The sequence below is a fragment of the Streptomyces sp. NPDC005533 genome, from assembly GCF_042871845.1.
Classification (GTDB): Bacteria; Actinomycetota; Actinomycetes; order Streptomycetales; family Streptomycetaceae; genus Streptomyces.
This window is the reverse complement of record NZ_JBIAJH010000029.1, coordinates 16,727-39,479: the sequence shown is the minus strand read 5'-3', so window position 1 is coordinate 39,479 and position 22,753 is coordinate 16,727. Positions and strand designations below refer to the sequence as shown.

The window sequence follows — 22,753 nt, the reverse complement described above, 5'->3', positions numbered from 1 at the left end:
TGGCGCTGACCTGCTGTTACAGCACCGGGAGGTTCTTGCGGAGTTCGAAGGCGGTGACCTCCGAGCGGTATTCCTCCCATTCCTGCTTCTTGTTGCGCAGGAAGAAGTCGAAGACGTGCTCGCCGAGGGTTTCGGCGACCAGTTCGCTGCGTTCCATCAGGGAGATGGCCTCGCCGAGGTTCTGCGGGAGGGGCTCGATGCCCATCGCGCGGCGTTCGGCGTCGGAGAGGGCCCAGACGTCGTCGTCGGCGCCCGCGGGGAGTTCGTAGCCCTCCTCGATGCCCTTGAGGCCGGCCGCGAGGAGGACGGCGTACGTCAGGTAGGGGTTGGCGCCCGAGTCGATCGAGCGGACCTCGACGCGGGAGGAGCCCGTCTTGCCCGGCTTGTACATCGGGACGCGGATCAGCGCGGAGCGGTTGTTGTGGCCCCAGCAGATGTACGAGGGGGCCTCGCCTCCCGCGCCGGCGCTGCGGGAGGAGCCGCCCCAGATGCGCTTGTAGGAGTTGACCCACTGGTTGGTGACCGCCGCGGTCTCGGCGGCGTGCTTGAGCAGGCCCGCGATGAAAGAGCGGCCGACCTTGGAGAGCTGGTACTCGGCGCCCGACTCGTAGAAGGCGTTGCGGTCGCCCTCGAAGAGGGAGAGGTGGGTGTGCATGCCCGAGCCCGGGTACTCCGAGAACGGCTTCGGCATGAAGGTGGCCTGGACGCCCTGTTCGAGGGCGACCTGCTTCATGACGAGGCGGAAGGTCATGATGTTGTCGGCCGTGGAGAGGGCGTCGGCGTAGCGGAGGTCGATCTCCTGCTGGCCGGGGGCGCCCTCGTGGTGGCTGAACTCGACCGAGATGCCCATCGATTCGAGCATGGTGATCGCCTGGCGGCGGAAGTCCATGCCCACGTTCTGCGGGGTGTGGTCGAAGTAACCGGAGTTGTCGGCCGGGACCGGGCGGGTGCCGTCCAGCGGCTTGTCCGTCAGCAGGAAGAACTCGATCTCCGGGTGCGTGTAGAAGGTGAAGCCCAGGTCGGAGGTCTTGGCCAGGATGCGCTTGAGGACGTAGCGCGGGTCCGCGAAGGACGGGGAGCCGTCCGGCATGAGGATGTCGCAGAACATCCGGGCGGTCCCGGGGGCCTCGGCACGCCACGGCAGTATCTGGAACGTGCTCGGGTCCGGCTTGGCGATCATGTCGGACTCGTAGACCCGTGCGAAGCCCTCGATGGCGGAGCCGTCGAAGCCGATGCCCTCGTCGAAGGCCTGCTCCAGCTCCGCGGGGGCGACCGCGACGGACTTCAGGAAGCCCAGTACGTCGGTGAACCACAGGCGCACGAACCGGATGTCGCGCTCCTCAAGCGTCCGGAGGACGAATTCCTGCTGCTTGTCCATGCCTTCATCCTCGCAGTTCAGACGGCCTGTGCACCACCGCCTCACGGTTCGGGACACAGTCGGGCCCGCCCAGTATCGCCAGTGGTGGTTTCCGCCACATTACGCACCCGGGAAAGCTCGCGGCACCCCCGCACTGACCTCGGAGCCGTCATGAGCATTACCATCTGCGCCCATGGGGGGCCTGCAGTGCGTGCGGCCGGGGCGTCGGGGACGTCCCGACCTTCGGCGCGCCCTGCTGCTGACGGTCTTCGGGGCGCTGGTCGGGGTGCTGGTCGGGGTGTTGACCGGCGCGCTGTTCCTGTGTGCGTCCCGGTCCGACGCGTCCCCCGTGGCCGCGCCGGCGGGCGCGCGCGCCGAGCCGGCGGCGCACGGCGAGGCGCCCGGCACGGCGCACGCCGTCTGCGCGTCCCCGTACGACCTGCCCGGCTGCTCCTCCCTCGCGCACGTGACCCCGGGCGTACTGCCCGTGCCGGCGCCCGCCGTGACCGTGCCGGGCGGCGAGCCGCCGCCCGCCGCCGAGGTCTCCGGGGCGGGCCGGATCCGGCCGCCCGGGCCGCTCGCGCGCGCCCCCGACCTGCATGCCCTCCAGGTGCTGCGGACCTGACAGGTCCGGTTTCGCGTTCCGTCCACCCCCCTCAGCAGAAGGAACAAGGGCACATGGCCAGCAAGTCCGGCAGGACCCAGCAGCACACCGACCCGCACTCCCGCCAGGCGCGCATAGCCGAGATGCGTCGCGCCGAGAAGATACGGGAGCGGCGCAACAAGGCCATCGCGATCACGGTCTCGACGGTCGTCGTCGCCGGTCTGGTCGGTTTCGGCGCATGGGTGCTGATCGACCAGAAGCAGACCGAGCAGCGCAAGAAGGAAGCCGCGGAGCAGATCCGCAAGGAGGCCGAGGAGGTCCGCAAGAAGCCCGTCGAGGGCGAGCAGGCCTGGGACGCGAAGAAACTCGGCCGCAACCACGTCGAGACCCCGGTGAAGTACGAGATGAACCCCCCGGTCGGCGGTGACCACCACCCCCGCTGGATGAACTGCAACGGGGACGTCTACAAGAACCCGCTGCCCGAGGTGAACGCCGTGCACTCGCTGGAGCACGGGGCCGTGTGGGTGACGTACAACGAGAAGGCCGCCAAGGCCGACGTGGACAAGCTCGCCGCGACCGTCGGCAAGACCCCGTACACGCTGATGAGCCCGATCAAGGAGCAGGCCGGCGCGATCATGCTCAGCGCGTGGGGCAAGCAGCTGACCGTGGAGACGGCGGACGACCCGCGGGTGAAGCAGTTCTTCACCAAGTACGTGCAGGGCGAGCAGACCCCCGAACCGGGCGCGGCCTGCACGAACGGGCTGGCCGACAAGTGACCGGCCCCACGCCGCGCACGCCCCGCACGTACTGGGTCGCGGGCACGGCCGTCCTGCTGGCGCTGCTGTTCGCGGCGGCGGCCACGGTCGCCGCCGCGAACGGCGGGGCCGGTGCGCCGCCCCGGGCCGCCGCCCCCGCCACGCCGGGACCGCACTCCCCCGACGCGGGCTTCGCCCGGGACATGGCGGTGCATCACCAGCAGGCGGTGGAGATGTCCTTCATCGTGCGGGACCGCACCCAGGACGAGCCGGTCCGCACCCTCGCCTTCGACATCGCCAACACCCAGGCCAACCAGCGGGGCATGCTGCTCGGCTGGCTGGACCTGTGGGGGCTGCCGAAGGTCGTGGCCGACGAGCCCCCCATGTCCTGGATGGGGGCTTCGGCGGGCCACGGCGGGCATGCGGAGCACGGCGCGGCCCAGCCCGGCGCGCTGATGCCCGGCATGGCCACGAAGGAGGAGCTGGAGCGGCTGGGGGCCGCCTCCGGGCGGGACGCGGAGGTGCTCTTCCTCCAGCTGATGACCGACCACCACAAGGGCGGCGTCGCGATGGCCGAGGGCTGCGCGCAGCAGTGCGTGACCCCGGTCGAGCGGGCGCTGGCCCAGGGCATGGTCGACGCGCAGCGCTCGGAGCTCGCGCTGATGGCGGACATGCTCGGGAAGCGCGGAGCAGCCCCGCGCGGCTGACCGGCGCAGCGCCGGCCGGCTGACCGGACACGCGCCCGCGCGGGTGACCGGGCATGCGCCGCGCGGGTGACCGGGCATGCGCCGCGCGGGTGACCGGGCATGCGCCGCGCGGGTGACCGGGCATGCGCCGCGCGGGTGACGGGACACGCCCGTACGGTGGTGGGAGGGCGCCCTCTCGCCCGTACGGGCGTGCACTCCCCGTCCGTGCGTGGAGTGGCACCGCGGTCCGTGGGCCGGGGGACGCCGAGGCGGGCGCGGCCGCGCCCCGCCGCTCGTACGGCGCTCAGGAGGTTGATGCGATGACCACCGCCGGAGAGATCATGCACAGGGGGGCCCAGTGGATCCCCGCCACCGAGACCCTGGACCGGGCCGCCCAGCTGATGAGCGAGCTCAACGTGGGCGCGCTGCCCATCAGCGACTCCGAGGAACGGCTCTGCGGGATCCTGACCGACCGCGACATCGTGGTCGGCTGCGTGGCCAAGGGACACGACCCGTCGAAGACCACGGCCGGTGACATGGCCCGGGGCACCCCGCGCTGGATCGACGCGGGCGCGGACGTCTCCGAGGTGCTGGAGGAGATGCAGAGCCACCAGATCCGCCGGCTGCCGGTGATCAGCGACAAGAAACTGGTCGGCATGATCAGCGAGGCCGACCTGGCCAAGCACCTCTCCGACGAGCAGATCGCGGGCTGGGCCGAGAAGGTCTACGCGAGGGGCTGACCGGCGGCGTCGCGGACCGCCCGGGCCACCTGGTCCGGGCGGTCGAACATGACCAGGTGCCCGGCGGGCTCGGCGACCTCGAAGCGCGCGCCGAGCACGGCCGCGAGGTCCGCCTGGCGGGCCCGCCAGCGCAGGGCGCCGGCGCCGGCCGAGCCGTCGTGGCCGGCGAGGACGGTGGTGGGGGCGGCCAGCGGGTGCGTCCCGCGCAGGGCGAGCAGCTCGGCGGCCATGTCCGGGTAGCGGGAGTTCTCCAGCAGGGCGCCGCGCCAGACGCGGCCGGTGCGGTAGCAGCGGCGTACGAGGTCCCGTGCGATCGGGTCGGAGCCGCCGGTGCGGGAGGCCCGTACGGCGGCGCGCCGGGCCAGTGGCCCCAGGGCGGCCGGCAGCCCGACGGCGGTCACCGCCCGGCCGAGGGCGCGGGCGGCGCCGGTGCGCAGCGCGGCGGGCAGCACCGGACGGGGGTCCTCCTCGACGCTGCCGTCGAGGAGGACCAGGGCGGCGGTGCGCCGCGGGTACAGGCGGGCGAAGGCCTCGGCGTGGAACGCGGCGATCGAGTGCCCGACGACGGTGACCGGGTCGGGGAGAGCGAGTGCGTCCAGCAGGCGGGCGATCCGGTGGGCCTCACCGGCGGTGGTCGGGGGCTCGTCGGCCGGGCCGCTGAGGCCGTGGCCGGGGCGGTCGAAACGGACGACGGTGCGGCCCGAGGCGGCGAGCAGCGCGGCGACGGGGCTCCAGTCGAACCAGGCCATGGCGAGCCCGGCGCTGAGCACGCACACGGGACCCCGGCCCTCGACGACGACGTGCAGCGGCACCCCGTCCACGCGGACGAACCGGCCGGCGCCGCTCGCGGCCGGAGCCGCGCGCCTGCCCTCGTACGGGTCCTCGTACGGCGACACGTGCGGCGGCGTCACGTGCGGCGGCGTCACGTGCGGCCCTCCTTGTGGACCGAGTACGCGAGCAGGCCGAGCCAGAGCGCGACGAGCAGCACCTGGAGCCGCTGCCCCGCGCCGAGCGCCCAGGTCCCGCGCCCGGCGGTGAACAGCGCGATGGCCGTCAGCGTCCAGGCGGTGGCCAGCAGTTCGAGGGTGACGAGCGCGGGCCCGTAGTGGGCGAGCGGGGCGAACCAGCCGTAGCGGCGGGCGGCGACGGTCAGGGCCACCAGGCCGACGAGCGCACCGGTCATGGCGAGGCTGCTGCTGACGGCATGGGCCCGGTGGGTGGCGGGGACCAGCCCGGCGGTCTCCAGGGCGGCGCATTCGGGGTCCACGGTGGGCGTGCAGCTCAGCGGCAGCCAGGCGTCGGCGGCGGTCGCCGCGCCGAAGAGGGTGACCCCGGCCCAGCCGACGACCGCCCAGATGCGGCGCGACTCGGCGTACTTCAGCAGCCGGGACAGGGCCAGCAGTCCGCCGGCGAAGGCGAGCAGCCCGGCGGTGAAGTCGGTGGCCCGGAACAGGCCGCCGAGCGGCTGGTCCTGGGCGGCGAGTTCGCTGACGTACGTCTCGATGGGGTTGAGGCCCGTGGAGAGCACGACTTCGAGGACCCACGCGGTGTACGCGGCGCCGGCGAGACCGATCAGCACGGCGACCGGCCAGGCAGTCCGCGGAGAGAGGCCATGTGGGGACATAGTGCGACTAATCCTAAGCAGACCCGGGGGTCGTTCCTATGATCGGATACCCACCCCGGGTAGGGTTCCCGCCATGACGCGCAGTGCTGAGCGAGCCGCCCCGGGACTCCGGTCGCTGCTGCTCGCCGCGCTGTTGCTGGGCATCGTCACCATGCACACCCTCGGCCATCCGGCTGACTCCCATGCCATGGAGGACGTGTCCGCGGCCCGCTCCGTTGCCTCGGCCGGGTCACCCGGCCCGGCCGCGGACGGTGGCGCGCACCACAACCCGGCGCCCCCGCCGACGGCGCCGGACCCCGGGCAGGACCCCCTGCCGGCCCTGGAACCGGCCGAACCGGCCGAACCGGCCCTGGCATCGGCCGGGGGACCCGGCCCGGCGCAGGCGGCCGGGACGCAGTGGCCCGGCACCGGCATGGACCCCGTGTCGGTCTGCTCCGCCGTGCTCGCGGGGCTCGTCCTGCTGTACCTCGGCGCCGGACCGGCCGGCTCCCGCGACACCGCGCCGCTCGGGGGCGCGGCCCGCATACCGGGCCGGTCCGGTGGCCCGGATCCGCCCTCGCCCCGCGAGCTCCTCACCCGGCTGGCGGTCCTGCGGGTATAGGCCCGGCCCCGGCCGTCGCCTCCGCATGCCCGTACGTCCGTGTGCCCGCGCTGCCCACGTGCCCGTACGCCCTCACGCCGGGACGTCGGGACGTCGGGACGTCGGCACGCCCGCGGTGCCCGGCACCCCGCGTGCCCGCATGCCCGTGCCCGCATGTCGTACCCGTACGCCCGTACGCCCGCGAGGCGGCGCCGAACCGCGCCCATGAATCCGTACCACCAGACCCACGAGGTGCTCCCATGCGCTCTCTTCCCACCCGTCGCGCCGTGTTCGGCGCATCCGCGGCCCTCGCCGGCTCCGGACTGCTCGCCGCCTGCTCCGGCTCCTCCCCCCGCTCCTCGGGCCCGGGCCACGGCTCCATGAACCACGGCGGATCCGCCGTCGACGGCCCCGCCGGGTACGTGGACCCGGCGGGGCCCGAGGTCCGCGCCGCCGAGGCGGCCCGCAAGGCCACCGGCCCGCTCACCGAGGTCAAGGTCACCGCCACCGCCACCCCGCTCGACCTCGGCGCCGGGCGGACCGTCCGCTCCTGGGCGTACGGGGACAAGCTGCCGGGCCCGGAGATCCGCGCCACCGCCGGCGGCACCCTGGCCCTCACCCTGGCCAACAACCTCCCCGAGGCCACCTCCCTGCACTGGCACGGCCTCGCGCTGCGCAACGACATGGACGGGGTCCCGGGGCTGACCCAGCGGGACATCGCCCCGGGCGGATCCTTCACGTACAAGTTCGCCGTCGCCCAGCCGGGCACGTACTGGTTCCACCCCCACACCGGGGTCCAGCAGGACCGCGGCCTCTACGCCCCGCTCATCATCGAGGACCCGAAGGAGCCCCTGTCCTACGACAAGGAGTGGGTGGTGGTCCTGGACGACTGGATCGACGGGGTGGACGGCGTCACCCCGGACGCCGTCCTGGCCGAGCTCCGCAAGGGCACGACCGGGGGCGGCAACCGGGGCGGCGGCGCGGGCGGCGGAGGCCACGCCGGGCACGGCGCCGCGCCCGCCCCGCCCGCCCCCGGGGCCGGCGGCACCGGCGGCCGCTCCCACCTCCTCATGGGCGCCGACAGCGACATCCTCGGCAAGGACGCGGGCGACGTCGCCTACCCCCACTACCTGATCAACGGCCGGGTGCCGCAGGACCCGTCGGTCTTCACCGCCCGTCCGGGGGACCGCATCCGGCTGCGCATCATCAACGCGGGCGGGGACACCGCCTTCCGGCTCGCCCTCGGCGGCCACGAGATGACGGTCACCCACACCGACGGCTACCCGGTGGAGCACGCGGAGGCGAGCTCACTGCTGCTGGGCATGGGCGAGCGGTACGACGTCCTGGTCACCGCCGGGGACGGGGTGTTCCCGCTCACCGCGCTGGCCGAGGGCAAGGGTCAGTCGGCGCTGGCGGTGCTGCGCACCGGGACGGGTACGGCGCCCACGGCCGCGACCCGGCCGGCCGAACTGGACGTGCCGCCGCCGTCCGCGGACTCGTTCAGGGCCGCCGGTGCGGCCGTACTGGCGGCGCGCGAGCCGGACCGTACGGTGCAGATCCGCCTCACCGGCTCCATGACCCGGTACAACTGGGCCTTCGACGGCAAGCCGTACACCCCGGACCAGCGGCATCCGGTCAAGGCGGGCGAACGGGTCCGGCTGGAGTTCCGCAACGCGACGCCGATGTGGCACCCCGTGCACCTGCACGGCCACACCTTCGCGCTGGCCGGTGGGGGCGGCGGGGCGCGCAAGGACACCGCGATCGTCCTGCCGGGCGGGAGGCTCACCGCGGACTTCGACGCGGACAACCCCGGGCTGTGGATGGTCCATTGCCACAACGTCTACCACTCGGAGTCCGGAATGATGACGGTGCTGGGCTACCGGCTGTAGGCGGCGGCCGTACGGTCCCGGGTCGGCCCCTCGGCGGCCGGCCCGGGACCGGCCGGAATTCGGGTGGGCGCGGACCGCGGTCATGGCACCCTTGCGGTGATCACAGCATCTGCGACGAAGGACGCCCCGCCGGTATGAGCACGCCGAACCCGCCCAGCACCCCTCCCGGCCCGTCCGAGGAGCCCGCGGGCACCCCGACGGCCGAGGCCGCCTCCATACCGGCGCCGTCCACGCAGCCCCTGTCCCTCGCCAAGTCCCCGGCCGCGGCAGCCCCGGAGGCCGACGCGCCGCCCCTGTCGCTCGAAAAGCCCCCGGCGGCAGCGGCCCCCGAGGCCCCGGCCGCCCCCGAGCCCCCGGCCGACGCCGTCGCTCCCGAGGCCCCGGCGCCCGCCGACACGCCCGCCGACCCCTGGGCAACGCCCGCCCCCGCCGACCCCTGGGCCACACCCGCCCCCTCGGCTCCCCAGGCGCCCGCGGCACCGGCCGCGCCCGCGGCGCACGGCGCCCCGGCCGCCCCCGCCCCCTCGCCGTTCGCCCCGCCCGCCCCCGCTCCGGGCCCGCCGACCGGCCCCGGCGGCCCGGCCCCCGTCTGGGGCGCGCCCCCCGCGTGGGGACAGCCCGGCTTCGGCGGGGTCCCGTACGCCGGTCACCCGCAGGGCCCGCCGACCACCAACGGCCTGGCCCTCGCCGCCGTGATCGTCGCCGGCTTCGCCATCATGACCGGCCTCGTGCCCCTCTTCTTCTGGGCGGGCGCCCTGCTGGCCATCGTCGCCACGGGCCTCGGCATCGGCGCGCTCGTCCGCGCCGGCAAGGGCGCCCCGAACAAGGCGATGTCCGTCGTCGGCACCGTCCTCGGCGTGCTCGGCCTCGCCGCCTCCGTCGGCGGCTTCTTCCTCACGGCCGTCTTCCTCGACAACGCCTCCGGCCGCTACGAGCAGGGGCTCGACATCGACGAGGAGGAGCTGGACCTGGAGGGGCTCTACCCCAGCGGTGAGCCCTGGCCGTCCGCGTCCCCGTCGCCTTCCCAGGTCCCGGGCCTGACCGGCGCGCTGCCGTTCGGCGAGACCTTCACGTATCCGAACGGCGTCAAGGTGAGCCTCTCGGCGCCGAAGAAGTACGTCACGAAGAACACGTACTCCAAGGTGGGCAACGCGGTGGTGATGACGCTCACCATCACCAACGGCTCGTCGGCCACGCACCAGGTCATCTACGCGATGCCCACCGTCCGCGACGAGGACGGGACGACCGCCAAGCTCGTCTTCGACGGCGACGTCCCGAAGATGGTCACGGGCGACATCCTGCCGGGCGAGTCCGCGAGCGGGACCGTGGCCTTCGAGGTCCCGGAGGGCACCGAGCGCGTCAGCGCCGCCATCTCCCCCGGAATCCTGCTGCCCGACGCGAAGTTCAGCGGCCCGATCGGCTGACCCGGGCACACTTGACGGCCCGGACGGCCCGGACCCAGGACATCGCGTCAGAAAGACGATTAGACTGGGCGCCGTGCCTCAACTACGCCTCGCTCTGAATCAGATCGACTCGCACGTCGGCGACATCGCCGCCAACACCGACTCGGTCGTCCACTGGACCCGGCACTCCGCCGAGCAGGGTGCCCACCTGGTGGCGTTCCCGGAGATGATGCTGACCGGGTACCCCGTCGAGGACCTCGCCCTGCGCGGCTCCTTCGTCGAGGCCTCCCGCACCGCGCTGCGCGAGCTCGCGGTGCGGCTGGCGGACGAGGGCCTCGGCGAGCTGCCGGTCGTCGTCGGTTACCTCGACCGCACCGAGAAGGCCGTCCCCCGGCTCGGCAAGCCGGCCGGCTCCCCCGAGAACGCGGCGGCGGTGCTGCACCGCGGGCGGGTCGTCCTGCGCTTCGCCAAGCACCACCTGCCGAACTACGGGGTGTTCGACGAGTTCCGGTACTTCGTGCCGGGCGACACCCAGCCGGTGATCCGGGTCGGCGGCGTCGACGTGGCCCTGGCCATCTGTGAGGACCTCTGGCAGGAGGGCGGCCGGGTCCCGGCCACCCGCTCCGCCGGGGCCGGACTGCTGATCTCGGTCAACGCCTCCCCGTACGAGCGCGACAAGGACGACCTGCGCCTGGAACTGGTCCGGAAGCGGGCGCAGGAGGCCGGCTGCACCCTCGCCTACCTGGCGATGATCGGCGGCCAGGACGAGCTGGTCTTCGACGGCGACTCGATCGTCGTCGACGCCGCCGGTGAGGTCATCGCCCGCGCCCCGCAGTTCTCCGAGGGCTGTGTCCTGGTCGACCTCGACCTGCCGGCCGCGCGCGCCGACGCCCCCGAGGGCGTGGTGGACGACGGACTGCGCATCGACCGCGTGATCCTCTCCGAGGAGCCCGTGGAGGCGTACGAGCCCGTCGTCACCGGCGGGTACGCCGATCGGCTCGACGACGCCGAGGAGGTCTACGACGCGCTGGTCGTGGGGCTGCGCGCGTACGTCAGGAAGAACGGCTTCCGCTCCGTCCTGATCGGGCTCTCCGGCGGCATCGACTCCGCGCTCGTCGCCGCCATCGCCTGCGACGCGATCGGCGCGCAGAACGTGTACGGCGTCTCGATGCCCTCGAAGTACTCCTCGGACCACTCCAAGGGGGACGCGGCCGACCTGGCCGAGCGGACCGGCCTGAACTTCCGGACCGTGTCGATCGAGCCGATGTTCGACGCGTACATGGGCTCGCTCGGCCTCACCGGCCTGGCCGAGGAGAACCTCCAGTCCCGGCTGCGCGGCACCATGCTGATGGCGCTCTCCAACCAGGAGGGCCACATCGTGCTGGCCCCGGGCAACAAGTCGGAGCTGGCCGTCGGCTACTCCACGCTCTACGGCGACTCGGTGGGCGCGTACGGCCCGATCAAGGACGTCTACAAGACGGACGTCTTCCGGCTCGCGCAGTACCGCAACCGGGCCGCCGCCGAGCGCGGCGAGACCCCACCGATCCCGGAGAACACCCTCGTGAAGCCGCCGAGCGCCGAACTGCGCCCGGGCCAGGTGGACACGGACTCGCTGCCGGACTACCCGGTGCTCGACGCGATCCTCGCCCTGTACGTGGACCGTGACCAGGGCGTGGAGGCCATCGTGGAGGCCGGGTTCGACCGCGAGCTGGTCGCCAGGACCCTGCGGATGGTGGACACGGCGGAGTACAAGCGCCGCCAGTACCCGCCGGGTACGAAGATCTCGGCGAAGGGCTTCGGCAAGGACCGCCGGCTGCCCATCACGAACGGCTGGCGCGAGCAGGCGTAGCCCCCGCGTCGGCCGCCGGGCACCGGGCCGTGCCCGGCGGCCGCCCGCGTCAGGGCCTGACCGTGACGCGGGCGGCGACCGGAAGGTGGTCGCTGCCCGTGCGCGGCAGGGTCCAGGAGGCCTCCGGCCGGATCCCGCGGACCATGATCTGGTCGATCCGGGCCATGGGGAACTGCGCCGGCCAGCTGAAGCCGAAGCCGTCGCCGGCCGCACCCTGGGTGGAGCGCATCTGCGAGGTGACCTCGGACAGGGCGCGGTCGTTCATGGTGCCGTTGAGGTCGCCGAGCAGGATGACCTTCTTCAGGGGTTCGGCGGCGAGGGCGGCGCCCAGCGCGTCGGCGCTGTCGTCGCGCTGGTTCGCGGTGAAGCCGGCCTTGAGCTTGACCCGGACGGAGGGCAGGTGCGCGACGAAGGCCGCGATCTTCCCGTGCGGGGTGTCGACGGTGGCGCGCATGGCCCGGGTCCAGCCCATCCTGATGTCGACGGGCGCGCTCGCGCTCAGCGGGTACTTGCTCCAGAGGCCGACCGTGCCCTCGACGGAGTGGTACTTGTACGTGCCCGCCAGGGCCCGCTCGTAGACGGGGACGGCGCTTCCCTTGAGCTCGGTCAGGGCCAGGACGTCGGCCCCGGACCCGGCGACGGACCGGGCGGTGCCGGCCGGGTCGGGGTTGTCGGCGTCGACGTTGTGGGTGGCGACCACGAGGTTGCCGCCGGAGCCGGACTTGTCGGTCAGCAGGCCGCCGAACAGGTTCACCCAGACCGCGCCCGTCAGCACGAGGGCGATGAGCGCGGTCGCGGACCTGCGGAAGACGGCGCCGGCCAGCAGGAGCGGGACGGCCAGGCCCAGCCAGGGCAGGAAGGTCTCGGTGAGGCTGCCGAGGTTGCCCACGTCGTTGGGCAGCTCCGCATGGAAGATCATCACCAGTGCCATCAGCAGGGCGGTCGCGGCGATCACCCATCCGCGCCGCCAGATCCCGGGGTCCTTGCCCAGTTCGGCCAGCCGGCGCCGGAAGCGGGACCCGGAGGGCTCGGGGTCCGAGCCGCCGTTCCCCGATTCCGTCATGTACGCCTGTGCCATGCCACTGCCCTCACTGCCGTGCTCGCGCTCCGTCGCCGCCCCTTGACCCTAGGCGATGCACGGAGCCTTCCGTGTCGTACGTCACGACCGTCCGTGACGGTCGTACGTCCGGGAGGACGAACGGCCGTGCGCACGGGGTTCCGCTTGTCACGAAACGCGCACATTGGATCCCTCGGGCCGGGTGTGCCGCCCGCCACTTCCGCCTTCGGCCCCGCGGATGCCACCATGGTGGGTAAGTCCGGGGACGCCGTGAGGGTGCCTCGAGATGACACAAGGAGCAGTTGCAATGACGCATGCCGTTTCGCCTGCCCGCGAACCCCTGGCAGCATCTCCGTCGGGCTCTCCCACCCTGTACGGAGGCACGGGCACCCGGCGCATCACCGTCCGCGACCTGACGCTCGCCAAGGATCGCGGCGAGAAGTGGCCGATGCTCACCGCCTACGACGCGATGACCGCCTCCGTCTTCGACGAGTCCGGCATCCCGGTCATCCTCGTCGGTGACTCCATGGGCAATTGCCACCTCGGCTACGACTCCACCGTCCCGGTGACGATGGACCAGATGACCATGCTCTCGGCGGCCGTCGTACGGGGCACGAGCCGCGCCCTGGTCATCGGCGACATGCCGTTCGGCTCGTACCAGGAAGGCGCCGTGCAGGCGCTGCGCAGTGCCACCCGGCTCGTGAAGGAGGCCGGGGTGGGAGCGGTGAAGCTGGAGGGCGGCGAGCGCTCGCTGGCCCAGACCGAGCTGATCGTGCAGTCCGGCATCCCGGTCATGTCCCACCTGGGACTGACCCCGCAGTCGGTCAACGCCATGGGCTACCGGGTGCAGGGGCGCGGCGACGAGGCCGCGCACCAGCTGCTGCGCGACGCGAAGGCGGCGCAGGACGCGGGCGCGTTCGCGGTGGTGCTGGAGCTCGTCCCGGCCGAGCTGGCCGCCGAGGTCACCCGCTCCCTCCACATCCCGACGGTCGGCATCGGCGCGGGCTCGGAGTGTGACGCGCAGGTGCTGGTGTGGACCGACATGATGGGCCTGACCGGCGGCAAGCTGCCGCGGTTCGTGAAGCAGTACGCGAACCTCCGCGCGACCATGGGCGACGCGGCGAAGGCCTTCGCCGAGGACGTGGTCGGCGGAACGTTCCCGCAGGCGGAGCACGCCTTCCACTGACGGTGTCGGGCGGCCGCGCCGGCGGCCGCCCCACCGCTCACCGCGGCCCGCCGACCTCGTGTCGGCGGGCTGTCGTACGTCTGTCGTACTTTTGTCGGTCGGCTGTCGGTGCTTTGTCAGTGGCGGCTGCTCCCATGGGGGCATGACGCGAAACGACAAGAAGCCCAACGCCGTGGAGGTACGGGGGCTGGTCAAGCACTACGGCGAGACCAAGGCGCTCGACGGCGTGGACCTGGACGTCCGGGAAGGCACCGTCCTCGGAGTCCTCGGCCCCAACGGAGCCGGCAAGACCACCCTCGTCCGCTGCCTCTCCACCCTGGTCGTCCCCGACGCCGGCACCGCCCTCGTCGCCGGGTTCGACGTGGTGCGCCAGCCGCGGCAGCTGCGCCGCACCATCGGCCTCACCGGGCAGTACGCCTCGGTCGACGAGAAGCTCTCCGGCTGGGAGAACCTCTACATGATCGGGCGGCTGCTCGACCTCTCCCGCAAGGACGCCCGCCGCCGCGCGGACGAGATGCTGGAGCGGTTCTCCCTGACCGAGGCGGCCAGGAAGGCCGTCATGAACTACTCCGGCGGCATGCGCCGTCGCCTCGACCTCGCCGCCTCCCTGATCGGCAACCCGGCCGTGCTCTACCTGGACGAGCCGACCACCGGTCTCGACCCCCGCACCCGCAACGAGGTGTGGGACGAGGTCCAGCGGCTGGTCGCCGAGGGAGCCACCGTGCTGCTCACCACCCAGTACATGGAGGAGGCCGAGCAGTTGGCGAGCGAGCTGACGGTCATCGACCGCGGCAAGGTCATCGCCAACGGCAAGGTCGACGAGCTGAAGGCCCGTGTCGGCGGCCGCACCCTGAAGATCCGCCCCGTGGCCTCCGCCGACCTGCCGGGCATGGCCCGCGCGCTGGCCGAGGCCGGACTGGACGGCGTGGCCGGCTCCCAGGCCGTGCCGGACGAGGGCGTGCTGCTGGTGCCGATCCTGAGCGACGAGCAGCTGACCGCCGTGGTCGGCCTGCTGGCCGGCCGCGGGTACGCGATCGCCGACCTCGGCACCTACCTGCCCAGCCTCGACGAGGTGTTCCTGGCCATCACCGGTCAGAAGCCCACCCTCGTCGAGGACTCCGTCCCCACCGAGAAGACCGAGGAGGTCGCGGCATGAGCACCGTAACCACGACGAAGCCCGCGCCCACCGCGCCCGCTCCGGCCTCGCTGGCCGCGCACCCGGGCGAGGGCCGGATCGGCCTGCGGGCCAATCTGCGGCACATCGGCGCCCTGGTGCGCCGCAACGCCCTCCAGATCAAGCAGGACCCCGAGTCGATGTTCGACGTCCTGTTCATGCCGATCATCTTCACGCTGCTGTTCGTGTTCGTGTTCGGCGGCGCCGTCTCCGGCAAGGGCAACCAGGGCGAGTACGTCAGCTACCTGGTGCCGGGCCTGATGGCCATGATGGGCATGAACATCGCCATGGCGGTGGGCACCGGGGTCAACGACGACTTCAAGAAGGGCGTGATGGACCGCTTCCGGTCCATGCCGATCGCCCGCTCGTCCGTCCTCCTCGCCAAGATCGTCGTCGAGATCGGCCGGATGCTGATCGCGATCTCGATCCTGCTCTGCGTCGGTTTCATCCTCGGCCTGTCGATCGACGGCTCGGTCCTGGACCTGTTCGCCGCCGTCGGCCTGTCGGTCGTCTTCGGCGCCTCGCTGATGTGGATCTTCATCCTGCTGGGTCTGACCATGAAGACCGCGCAGGCCGTCCAGGGCATGGCGATGCTGGTCCTGATGCCGCTGCAGTTCGGCAGCTCGATCTTCGCCATGCCGTCCACGATGCCGGGCTGGCTGCAGGCCTTCACGGACTACAACCCGCTGTCCAACCTGGCGGACGCCGCCCGTGCCCTGATCAACGGCACTCCGGTCGGCGACTCGGTGTGGATGACGCTGGCCTGGTCGCTCGCCATCACGGCGGTCACCATGCCGCTCGCGGTGCGCAAGTTCCGCCAGAAGACCTGACCCACGGACCGGTCCACTCCGGATCGCGTCCCGGGCGGACACCGGCCGGGGGCCGGGTCAGATGAGGGCGGTGGCCTCCTCCATGGTGAGGCCGCCGCCTTCGGCGTACGCCTTCTCGAAGGCCGCGTCGCCGAGCGCCGCCCGCCCCCGCTCCTCGACGAGGGCGCCGTCCTCGCGTTCCGTGGTGATCGGGAAGTGCTCGGGCGGCAGGTGGGTGCGGTAGGCACCGAACAGCCGGACGGCGTCGTACGCGCGGCGCGGACCGCCGAGCGAGACGAGGGAGACGGCCCCGGTCAGCAGGTACACGGCGGGCAGCTGCGGGGCGACCATCATCACGAGCGGGTCCCCGACCCTGCTCGTGGCCTCGCGGATCCGCACCAGCGCCTCCGCGTGGTGGCCTTCCCGGTTGTCCAGCCAGGCCATCGTGGCGAGCAGGAACACGTCGAAGACGGCGTACGCGCCGAGCGCGAAGTCCTCGCGCAGCGCCTGGAGCTGGGCCCGGGCCTCGGCGATCCGGCCGGTGCGGCCGAGCAGGCCCGCGAGGAACATCCGGGCGGCGGGCATGGCCTCGTTCCCGTACCCCTGCCACCTCGCCGTGATCTCGGTGAGGATCGCCTCGGCCTCCTCGGCCTCCCCGTTCTCGATCAGCGTCCCGGCCATCCGGACCCGCAACACCGTCACCTGGGCCTTGGCGCCCAGGCGTTCGGCGTGCTCGATGGCCGCGCGGAAGTCCTCGGCGGCCAGCGCGTACATGCCGCGCTTCTCCCGGGACTCGGCGCGCGCCGACAGCGCCTCGGCGCAGCCCCAGTCGTCGCCGAGCTCGCGGAAGAGGGCCAGGCTCTCCTCGGCGTCGCGGGAGGCGTCACCGGCCCAGTCCGCCCGGTTGGCGAGGATGTTGGCCCGCAGCTGCAGGGCGGAGGCGAGCTCCCAGCGGTAGCCGAAGGAACGGGCGGTCTCGACGGTCTCGTGCACGACGCGCTGGAGCAGCCCGGCGTCGCCCGCGATCATGACGGCGTAGATCCAGAGGAAGGAAGGGGACCGGCAGGTCTGCGGCAGCCCCGGCCGGTAGGTGGCGAGCACGCCGTCGATCTGGGCCCGGACCTCGGGGGTGTCCCAGGTGTCGCTGTTCTGGTCGCGGGCGGCCAGCCGGATCAGCTGGATCCCGCGCCAGGCCTCGGTGAGCAGTTCGCCGGTGTACGGCGGGGGCGCGTCGACGATCCGCTGGTAGACGGGCTCGGCGGGGGCGGACGGCGCCGCGAAGGGGTCGGGGCCGAGCGCGGCGGCCGCCGCGGACCAGTGCCGGGACTCGGTGGCCAGGTCGTGCATGTGCCAGTACCAGCCCAGGGAGTGGACGAGGCACAGCACCTCACCGGCGTCGCGGGCGGCCACCGCGCGGCGCAGGGCGGTACGGATGTTCTCGTACTCGGTGACGAGCCGCTCCGTGGCGGCCCGCTGCCCGTGACCGCGGAGCAGGGGCTCGTTGGTGCGGGCCAGTTCGCGGTAGTGGACGAGGTGGCGGCGCTCGGTGTGCTCGCGGTCGCCCTCGGCGGCGGCGAGGCGCTCGTCGGCGTACTCGGCGACGGTCTCCAGGAGGCGGTAGCGCATGCCGGAGCCGTCGGGACCGGGGGCGGCGACGACGAGGGACTTGTCGACGAGGGAGCCGAGGACGTCGGCGGTGTCGTAGGACGGGTCGGCGCAGACGGCCTCGGCGGCGGCGAGGTCGCAGCCGCCCGCGAACACCGACAGCCGGCGCAGGACGGTGCGTTCGGGCTCGTCGAGGAGGTCCCAGGACCAGTCGACGACGGCGCGCAGGGTCTGCTGGCGGGGCAGGACCGTACGGGCGCCGCTGGTCAGGAGCCGGAAGCGGTCGTCGAGCCGGTCCGCGATCTGGCGCGGGGTGAGCAGCCGCAGCCGGGCGGCGGCCAGCTCGATCGCGAGCGGCAGCCCGTCCAGGCGCCGGCAGATCTCGGCGGCGGCGGCCGGGTCGTCGTCCGTACGGAATCCCGGGCGGGCGGCGGCCCCGCGGTCACCGAGCAGGCGCAGCGCGACGGGATCGGGCAGCGGCTCCACCGGCCGCAGCGACTCCCCGGGCACACCGAGCGGTTCGCGGCTGGTGGCCAGGATCTGCACGCCGGGGCAGCGCGCGAGGAGCTCCTCGGCCAGCTCGGCGGCGGCGCCGATGACGTGCTCGCAGTTGTCGAGCAGCAGCAGGAGCCGCTGCCGCGCGCAGTGTTCGGCGAGCCGGTCCAGCGGGTCGTCCCCGGCCCGGTCGGTCAGGGCCCGCAGTTCCTCGGCGGCGGCGCCGCGCAGCTTGGTCTCGCGGGCTCCGAGCGCGGCGAGCGCGGCCTCGGCGACGTCCTCCGGGTCGTCCACGGGCGCCAGCTCGACGAACCACACGCCGTCGGGCCATCCGCCGCGGGCGGCGTGCGCTTCGGCGGCCTCTTGCGAGAGCCGGGTCTTGCCGGCCCCGCCGGGCCCGAGCAGCGTGACGAGCCGTGACCGCGCGAGATCGTCCCCGATGACGCGGATGTCGTCCTCACGGCCGACGAAGGTGGTGAGCCGCGCCCGCAGGTTCCCCCCGCCCCGCGGGGCCGCCTCGGGCGCCGACAGCGGATACGGCCCCGGGCCGGGCCCTGCGGCGCCCGGCTGGACCGCGTACGAGGCCGGGCCGGAGCCGGCGGCGTGGGCGGTGGCGCCGTGGCCCGGCCGGGCCGATCGTCCGTCCGGGGTCGGGCCGGCGGTGCCGGGAGGTGGGGTCGGGCCCGCGAGCGGCCGGTCCGGATGCGCGGGCGCGCCGGCTCCGGCGTCCGCCGGGTGCGGGGCCGTGCGGTGGCGGGCATCGCCGTCGGAGGCGGAGGCGGAGGCGGCGGGGTGCGGGGGCCCCGCGGCCGGCGGGTTCAGGAGTTCGGTGTGCAGGGCACGCAGGGCGGGGCCCGGGTCCGTGCCCAGCCGGGCCGCCAGGTCCCGGCGTACGGCGTCGTACGCGGCCAGCGCCTCCGACGGGCGGCCCGCGTCGCGCAGCGCCCGGATCCGCAGGATCTGCAGCGGCTCGTCCAGCGGCTGCCGGGCGCACAGCGCGGTCAGTTCCGGCAGGGCCTGCTCCGCCCGGCCCAGGTCCAGGGCCGCCGCGAGCCGGCCGCGGCGCGCGTCCATCCGTACGGCCTCCCAGCGCGTGGACTCCGCGCCCGGGTCGGGCAGGTCGGCGAGGGCCGGTCCGCGCCACAGGGCGAGGGCCTCCTCGTACCGGGCGGCGGCCTCGGCCGGGTCCCGCGTCTCGGCCGCGGCCCTGGCGAGGCGCTCGAAGCGGTACAGGTCGACGTCCTCGCGGTCGGCGGCGAGCTGGTAGCCGCCCTCCGCGGAGCGCACGGCCTCGTGTCCCAGGGCCCGCCGCAGCCGGGCGACGAGTGCCTGCAGGGCGGCCGGCGCGTCGGCCGGCGGGTCGCCGTCCCACACCTCGGCGACCAGCAGCGCGGCCGGCACCACCCGCCCCGGCCGCAGCGCGAGCGCGGTCAGGAGCGCCCGCAGGCGCGCTCCGCCGACGCCGACGGGAGTTCCGTCGGCATGAAGGGCCTGGGTGGTGCCGAGAATCGCGTAACGCACCGGCCCATTGTCCCCGGACCCCGGCCCAGCCCCGAACCGTTTTCCTCCGCGCGCCCGGGATAGGTTTCCCGGCATGGGTCATCAGGGCGGCCGCGACGAGCGGCGGATCAGTTCGGTATTCCTCGGGATCTTCGCCGTCATGGCCGTCACCGGCTGGGCCGTGTGGACCGGGTACTCGACGAGCACCGGGCTCGCGGTGTTCCTCTTCGTGACGTCGGCGTGGATCGTCTCCCTCTGCCTGCACGAGTACGCGCACGCCCGCACCGCCCTGCACAGCGGCGACCTGTCGGTTGGCGCCAAGGGCTACCTGACGCTGAACCCGCTGAAGTACACGCACGCGCTGCTCAGCATCGTGCTGCCGGTGCTGTTCGTGATCCTGGGCGGGCTGGGCCTGCCGGGCGGCGCCGTCTACATCGAGCGCGGCCGGATCCAGGGGCGCTGGAAGCACAGCCTCATCTCGGCGGCCGGCCCGCTGACGAACGTGGCGTTCGCCGTCGTCTGCACGGCCCCGTTCTGGCTGGACGCCCTCGACGGGGTGCCGATGCCCTTCCGGTACGCCCTCGCCTTCCTGGCCCTGCTCCAGGTCTCGGCGGCGATCCTGAACTTCCTGCCGGTGCCGGGCCTCGACGGCTACGGGGTCGTCGAGCCCTGGCTGTCGTACCGCGTGCGCCGCGAGGTGGAGCCGCTGGCGCCGTTCGGCCTGATCGCCGTGTTCGCGCTGCTGTGGATCCCGGAGGTGAACTTCTTCTTCTTCGGCGTGGTCCGCGACCTGCTGTCCGCACTCGGCGTCTCGGACGTGGAGACGGACTGCGGCCGCGCCCTCTACCGCTTCTGGCAGGACGCCGGCTTCTGCGCGGCCCGCTGACCGGGGGCGCCGGCTCCCGCCCGGGCGGCTACGAGGTCCGCGCGGCCTTCTCGGCCTTGGCCTTGCGCAGGTAGTACCAGGCCAGGTTGGACGTGAGGCCCGCGAGCAGCACCCAGACGATCCCGAGGAAGCTGCCCTCGACGAAGGCGACGACGGCCGCGGCCACCGCAAGGACGCAGACGACAACGGCGAAGACGGCAAGGCGGGGCATGGAAGGAGCTCCTCGGGAACACTGAAGGCGGTCGAGCCCCACCAGTGTCCCCCATGCCCCGCAGTGCTGCCGTAAGGACCGACGGCGAACCGCGAGCGGCCCGTTTCCCCTTTTGCCTGACCTCTCGTGCCGCCCGACGCTACGGTTCGCCGGTGACGCGCCGTATCGGGGGCGCGACAGAGCGAACATCCCGGCCCGCTCCGCCCGCGACGGACGACGCCGGTGAGTGGGGGGAAGACATGCAGGAGATCTCAAAGGGTGCGAACGTCAGCCTGACCGCCCTCAGCGAGGACGCCGGTTCCGTCGTCGTGAGTCTGGGCTGGACCAGCACCTCCGGAGCGGGCGACGCCGACGTCTCCGTACTGCTCCTGGGCGAGGACGGCAAGGTCCGCAGCGAGAACGACTTCTACTTCTACAACCATCCGGCGGCCGCCGACGGCAGCGTGCAGCTCCTCGGGAAGACGCCGACCGACAGCGGGGACGAGGACCGCATCAGCGTGGACCTGACCGCCGTCGCGGAGGACGTCACGCGGATCGTGGTGGCGGCCAGCCAGTACGGCGGCGCCCGCTTCGGGGACCTCGACGACCTGCGGATGACGGTCGCGGACCGGACCGGCGAACCCCTCGTCGGATTCTCGATCGAGGGCGCGGGCGTGGAGACGGCCTTCATCTTCGGTGAGCTCTACCGCCGGGGCGAGGAGTGGAAGTTCCGGGCCGTCGGGCAGGGGTACGAGACCGGCCTGGCCGGGCTGGCCACGGACTTCGGCATCGTCGTCACCGAGGAGGGCGACGAATCCCCCCTGCCCGAGGAGGCCGGCGAACCCGGCGAACCCGGTGCACCCGGCCGACCCGGTGAACCCGTCGAGCCCGTGGCTGCGCAGGCGCCCGCAAGCAGCGTGCCGGTCCTGCCCGTACCGCCGGTCACGCCGGCCGGTCGGACCCCTTCCGGCCCCGCCGGCACCGTCGCCGCAGCGGAGCCGCTCCCCGCTGCCGCCGCCGTGCCGGCCCAGACGCGCGGTCGCGCTCCGCGCACGACGAGGAAGAAGATCACCCTGCCCAAGGTGGCCAGGAAGTCCCTTGCCGAGAACGACTCCTGGCAGACCGCGCGGCTGTTCCCCGTCCCGTCCCTCAAGAGCGACAAGGAACGCGAAGTACGGGCGACCTCCGTCCTGTTGTCCGTCATGGCCCAGGTCCCCGAGCTGGGGCGCCGCCTCACCGCCGCGTTCGGCGCCCCGGCCGGCCGCATGCAGACCTTCACCGAGGTTCCCCTGCCGCACGGCGACTCCCCGAAGCGCCCCGACGGTGTGATCCGGGTGGAACGCGCGGGGAGGCTGTGGACGGCGCTGGTGGAGACGAAGACGAACGGCAACGCGCTCAAGGCCGAGCAGGTCCAGCAGTACGTGGACATCGCCGCCCGCCGCGGCTACGAGGCCGTGATCACGCTCTCCAACGACGTGGCCCTCGAAGGCGCGGCCGTGGTCGACGTCAAGATCGACGGACGGCGCAAGCACAAGGTCAGCCTGTGGCACCTGTCGTGGGCCGAGGTCGCGCACCAGGCCCAGATGCTGATCCGCCACGAGGGCGTCGAGAACGCCGCCCACGCCTGGCTCCTCCAGGAGCTCCTGGAGTACCTCCAGCACGAGAACTCGGGATGCCACGGCTTCCAGAACATGGGACCCGCCTGGGTGCCGGTGCGCAACGGCATCGACGACGAGACCATCGACCCCGCCGACGCCCGCGCCGTCGACGTCGTGGAGAGCTGGGAGCGCCTCATCCGGCAGGTCTGCCTGCGCCTGGGCGGTGACCTGGGCCGGAAGGCGCTGCCGGTGCAGCGTGCCCGGCGCGGCAGCGATCCGCGGGCCCGTCGGGTCGCGGCGGCCGGGAGGCTGTGCACGGAGGGCAGGCTCTCCGCGGAACTGCGGGTCGACGGGGCCGGGTCCGTCATCGCGGTCATCGCCGACCTGCGGACGGGGAAGATCCGCACGTCCGTCGACATCCCGGCCCCCGAGGGGGCGTATCCGCTGGCCACGGTGAAGCGGCTGATGCGGCTGCTTTCCGATGCGCCGGCGGACCTGCACGTACAGAGCCTCGTGGAAGGCGAGAACGGGCCGCGCGGCACCCTGGAGCGGCTGCGCCCCGAACCGGGTGATCTCCTGCCCAAGGACGGGGCCCTGCCCAGCGGGTTCCGGCTGTCACTGATCAAGGGAATGGGCAACAGCCGCGGCAACACCGAGTCCGGCTTCATCCGCAGCGTGGACGATGCCGTCGCACGCTTCCACCACGGTGTGGTGGCCCGGCTGGGGGCCGTCGAGGCGCGCCCCGGCCGGCGGGGCTGAGCGCGGG

The 22,753-nt window shown here is 73.4% G+C and carries 19 protein-coding genes; 13 read left to right on the top strand and 6 right to left on the bottom strand.

What is annotated here, in order from left to right; all coding sequences use genetic code 11:
- Positions 1–16 precede the first annotated feature (16 nt).
- Positions 17–1,378 carry a glutamine synthetase family protein gene (locus ACFYP3_RS26140; RefSeq protein WP_388837105.1) on the bottom strand — a complete coding sequence of 454 codons (1,362 nt, stop codon included), beginning with the start codon at positions 1,376–1,378 and terminating at the stop codon, positions 17–19.
- Between the two features lie 172 nt (positions 1,379–1,550).
- Between ACFYP3_RS26140 and ACFYP3_RS26135 the strand changes: the two genes are divergently transcribed.
- From ACFYP3_RS26135 to ACFYP3_RS26120, 4 genes are all read left to right on the top strand, one after another.
- Positions 1,551–1,982, top strand: a complete 432-nt coding sequence (locus tag ACFYP3_RS26135; protein WP_388837103.1) for a hypothetical protein — start codon at positions 1,551–1,553, stop codon at positions 1,980–1,982.
- A 53-nt stretch (positions 1,983–2,035) separates the two neighbouring features.
- Positions 2,036–2,737 (top strand): DUF3105 domain-containing protein, encoded by a 702-nt coding sequence (locus ACFYP3_RS26130; protein WP_388837100.1) that lies wholly within the window; start codon positions 2,036–2,038, stop codon positions 2,735–2,737.
- On the top strand, positions 2,734–3,423 hold the full coding sequence (locus tag ACFYP3_RS26125) for a DUF305 domain-containing protein (RefSeq protein WP_388837098.1): 690 nt from the start codon (positions 2,734–2,736) through the stop codon (positions 3,421–3,423). The genes ACFYP3_RS26130 and ACFYP3_RS26125 overlap by 4 nt, the downstream gene beginning before the upstream one ends.
- A 299-nt stretch (positions 3,424–3,722) precedes the next feature.
- On the top strand, positions 3,723–4,142 hold the full coding sequence (locus ACFYP3_RS26120; protein ID WP_388837095.1) for a CBS domain-containing protein: 420 nt from the start codon (positions 3,723–3,725) through the stop codon (positions 4,140–4,142).
- Here ACFYP3_RS26120 and ACFYP3_RS26115 read toward each other — a convergent pair.
- Positions 4,127–4,963 carry an alpha/beta fold hydrolase gene (locus ACFYP3_RS26115; RefSeq protein ID WP_388837208.1) on the bottom strand — a complete coding sequence of 279 codons (837 nt, stop codon included), beginning with the start codon at positions 4,961–4,963 and terminating at the stop codon, positions 4,127–4,129. The genes ACFYP3_RS26120 and ACFYP3_RS26115 overlap by 16 nt on opposite strands.
- Positions 4,964–5,064: 101 nt before the next feature.
- A complete protein-coding gene (locus tag ACFYP3_RS26110; RefSeq protein ID WP_388837092.1) occupies positions 5,065–5,766 on the bottom strand; it encodes a DUF998 domain-containing protein in 702 nt (233 codons plus the stop codon).
- Positions 5,767–5,839: 73 nt separating this feature from the next.
- Between ACFYP3_RS26110 and ACFYP3_RS26105 the strand changes: the two genes are divergently transcribed.
- The 4 genes from ACFYP3_RS26105 to ACFYP3_RS26090 all read left to right on the top strand — a co-directional run bounded on the left by ACFYP3_RS26105 (position 5,840) and on the right by ACFYP3_RS26090 (position 11,487).
- The gene (locus tag ACFYP3_RS26105; protein WP_388837089.1) at positions 5,840–6,367 is read left to right on the top strand and encodes a hypothetical protein; all 528 of its coding nucleotides are present in this window, start codon (positions 5,840–5,842) and stop codon (positions 6,365–6,367) included.
- Between the two features lie 239 nt (positions 6,368–6,606).
- Positions 6,607–8,235 carry a multicopper oxidase family protein gene (locus tag ACFYP3_RS26100; protein WP_388837086.1) on the top strand — a complete coding sequence of 543 codons (1,629 nt, stop codon included), beginning with the start codon at positions 6,607–6,609 and terminating at the stop codon, positions 8,233–8,235.
- A 134-nt stretch (positions 8,236–8,369) separates the two neighbouring features.
- Positions 8,370–9,659 carry a DUF4352 domain-containing protein gene (locus ACFYP3_RS26095; protein ID WP_388837083.1) on the top strand — a complete coding sequence of 430 codons (1,290 nt, stop codon included), beginning with the start codon at positions 8,370–8,372 and terminating at the stop codon, positions 9,657–9,659.
- A 73-nt stretch (positions 9,660–9,732) separates the two neighbouring features.
- Positions 9,733–11,487, top strand: coding sequence for an NAD+ synthase (locus ACFYP3_RS26090; protein WP_388837080.1), 1,755 nt, complete (start codon positions 9,733–9,735; stop codon positions 11,485–11,487).
- A 49-nt stretch (positions 11,488–11,536) separates the two neighbouring features.
- Here the strand turns inward: ACFYP3_RS26090 and ACFYP3_RS26085 are convergent, their stop codons facing one another.
- Positions 11,537–12,565, bottom strand: coding sequence for an endonuclease/exonuclease/phosphatase family protein (locus tag ACFYP3_RS26085; RefSeq protein ID WP_388837078.1), 1,029 nt, complete (start codon positions 12,563–12,565; stop codon positions 11,537–11,539).
- 286 nt (positions 12,566–12,851) lie between these two features.
- Between ACFYP3_RS26085 and panB the strand changes: the two genes are divergently transcribed.
- The 3 genes from panB (at position 12,852) to ACFYP3_RS26070 (ending at position 15,734) form a co-directional block, all read left to right on the top strand.
- Positions 12,852–13,730 carry a 3-methyl-2-oxobutanoate hydroxymethyltransferase gene (gene panB, locus ACFYP3_RS26080; RefSeq protein WP_388837075.1) on the top strand — a complete coding sequence of 293 codons (879 nt, stop codon included), beginning with the start codon at positions 12,852–12,854 and terminating at the stop codon, positions 13,728–13,730.
- Between the two features lie 142 nt (positions 13,731–13,872).
- Complete coding sequence (locus ACFYP3_RS26075) at positions 13,873–14,886, top strand: ATP-binding cassette domain-containing protein (RefSeq protein WP_388837073.1); 1,014 nt, start codon at positions 13,873–13,875, stop codon at positions 14,884–14,886.
- Positions 14,883–15,734 carry an ABC transporter permease gene (locus ACFYP3_RS26070; RefSeq protein ID WP_388837070.1) on the top strand — a complete coding sequence of 284 codons (852 nt, stop codon included), beginning with the start codon at positions 14,883–14,885 and terminating at the stop codon, positions 15,732–15,734. Before ACFYP3_RS26075 ends, ACFYP3_RS26070 begins: the two co-directional genes overlap by 4 nt.
- A gap of 57 nt (positions 15,735–15,791) precedes the next feature.
- On the opposite strand, the gene ACFYP3_RS26065 is transcribed toward ACFYP3_RS26070, so the two are convergent.
- Complete coding sequence (locus ACFYP3_RS26065; protein ID WP_388837067.1) at positions 15,792–19,334, bottom strand: BTAD domain-containing putative transcriptional regulator; 3,543 nt, start codon at positions 19,332–19,334, stop codon at positions 15,792–15,794.
- A gap of 73 nt (positions 19,335–19,407) precedes the next feature.
- Between ACFYP3_RS26065 and ACFYP3_RS26060 the strand changes: the two genes are divergently transcribed.
- Positions 19,408–20,199 carry a site-2 protease family protein gene (locus ACFYP3_RS26060; RefSeq protein ID WP_388837064.1) on the top strand — a complete coding sequence of 264 codons (792 nt, stop codon included), beginning with the start codon at positions 19,408–19,410 and terminating at the stop codon, positions 20,197–20,199.
- A 28-nt stretch (positions 20,200–20,227) separates the two neighbouring features.
- Here ACFYP3_RS26060 and ACFYP3_RS26055 read toward each other — a convergent pair whose 3' ends face one another.
- Positions 20,228–20,410 carry a hypothetical protein gene (locus ACFYP3_RS26055; protein WP_030723453.1) on the bottom strand — a complete coding sequence of 61 codons (183 nt, stop codon included), beginning with the start codon at positions 20,408–20,410 and terminating at the stop codon, positions 20,228–20,230.
- Positions 20,411–20,649: 239 nt separating this feature from the next.
- Here ACFYP3_RS26055 and ACFYP3_RS26050 point away from each other — a divergent pair, with 239 nt between their 5' ends.
- Positions 20,650–22,746 (top strand): TerD family protein, encoded by a 2,097-nt coding sequence (locus ACFYP3_RS26050; protein ID WP_388837062.1) that lies wholly within the window; start codon positions 20,650–20,652, stop codon positions 22,744–22,746.
- Positions 22,747–22,753 lie beyond the last annotated feature (7 nt).